At 61.8% G+C, this 1,999-nt stretch carries 1 protein-coding gene; it reads left to right on the top strand.

All coding sequences use genetic code 11. From position 1 onward, the window contains the following. Window positions 1-965 (top strand): FtsX-like permease family protein (locus VGY55_05445; GenBank protein HEV2969417.1); only part of this gene is annotated, 965 nt, incomplete at its 5' end. Window positions 966-1,999 lie beyond the last annotated feature (1,034 nt).

Here is a 1,999-nt window from a genome sequence, read left to right as displayed (position 1 = left end):
AACGAGTGCAGGCCATTCCCGGCGTGCGCTCCGCGGGAATCGTCACCGCACTGCCCATCACCGGCGGAGCGGACACGGATTTCGTAATCGCCGGACGTCCCGCACCGCGGCCGGGCGACGAGCCTTCCGCCGACATTCGCTCCGCCAGCCCCGGATATTTCCGCACCATGGGCATTCGGCTGCTCGCGGGCCGGGAATTCACGGAAGAGGACAGCGTCCGCGCGCCGCGGGTGATGCTGATCAACGAGACCATGGCGCGGAAATTCTGGCCGAATGCCAATCCCATCGGCCAGCACGTAACCATGCTCGACTGGGGACCTCCGCTCCAAGGCGAAATCGTCGGCGTGGTCGGTGACGTGAAGACCAACGGCCTCGACGAAGTCACCGGGCCGATGATCTATTGGCCGAATTACCAGTTTCCGCAGCTCTTCAATTCTTTGGTGGTGCGCAGCAATGCCGACCCGATGAGTTTGGTAGCTGCGGTGAAATCCGCAGTGTGGTCCGTGGACAGGAATCAGACGGTTTCGGAGATCAAGTCGATGGATCAAGTGCTTGCCGACTCGCTCGCGCGGCGCCGGCTGTACATGCTTCTGCTGGGCGTCTTCGCCGCGGCCGCAGTGCTGCTCGCGGCAGTTGGAATTTACGGCGTGATGGCCCACAGCGTGAGCCAGCGGACGCACGAAATCGGTGTTCGACTCGCGCTGGGCGCGGAGCGGCACGACGTGTTGCGTCTAATGCTGCGGCGGGGAATGGGCGTGACGATGATTGGCGTGGCTATCGGTCTGGCCGTGGCGTTCGGTCTCACGCGGCTGATGTCCACCCTGCTTTACGGCGTGAGCGCCAGCGATCCGGCGACGTTCGCCGGCGTCGCGATTCTGCTTTTCGCCATCGCGCTCGTGGCCTGTCATATTCCCGCGCGGCGGGCCATGCGTGTCGATCCCATGGTTGCCCTGAGATACGAATAGCCCTTCGCAGATCGCGCGCATCTCTTCCTCGGAACAATCTTGCGCATGATCGCATTGGGGTCGAGCCGAACCCTTGATGTGGCTGCCCCGGCTGGGGAAGGGTTGCCGACAAACCGCTCGATTCCCCGTTACCCAAGGAGATAGCCGCTTTTCTCCTGGATTGCCGATAGATTTCCGATATTTCGCTTCAAGCAAAGCAGCTTGAGCGACCGCGAAATATTCCTCCCGCCGTTTTGCCAATCCTAAGCATAAAACGTCGCACGGCAGAGTCCAGCTCACCGTAGCTTGTCGAAAAAGAGATAAACGGCGGCAATCCGGCCGTCCCGAGCAATGATGAAATCAGTACCAGCGTATGCTGGCGCCTCACCAGGGCGGCCCTATACCCATTGGACCCGCCCGCCATTGCCCACTTCCTCCGGCTCCGCTATTGGCCGATATCGAAAGTCAGGGTGAGTAGCCTTGACCGCGCCCGCGATTCGATCGATCTCGTCGCGGCCTCGGTAGACGCATCCCTTGGGATCGCAGAACACGCAATCTTCGGTGAAGATTTCGTCAATCGCGCGCGCCGACGCGCCGGGTCGTTCTCACCGAAGACGTCGTGAGATTGCGGGTCGATATGCTGTAGGACATGGCTTGTCTCCTCTCGGCATCGAGTGCGGCTTGCGATATCTCGACCCGGAACGGCTCTATTAGCTCGGCGAGGCTGCGCATCGCCACACGCTGACTAGGTCTCAAGCAGCGTGCCGAGTACCTCGGGCCAGCGAGTTTCGAAGTCGCTGTCTCGTTGGAGTCCGCGTTGCAACACATTCTGGATTCGCTGCTGCGTTTCAGGCCAAGTCAGTGCGGTCGCAAAAGAAGTGATGGCGGCGAGGAGCCGGTCGGCGGACGGCAATGAGACATGGTTGACGAGATTCTTCGCGGCGGCGATGGCACGCCGGTCGAAGGAGGCGATCCGGCGCGCGAGCGCGTCGACGAAGCCGTCCAGTTCGGCGTCTGGAAGTGCCCGGTTGACGTATCCGTATCGTTCCGCGGTG

It is taken from the genome of Pirellulales bacterium (genome assembly GCA_035939775.1).
GTDB lineage: Bacteria > Planctomycetota > Planctomycetia > Pirellulales > DATAWG01 > DASZFO01.
This window is presented reverse-complemented; position numbering and strand designations above follow the sequence as displayed.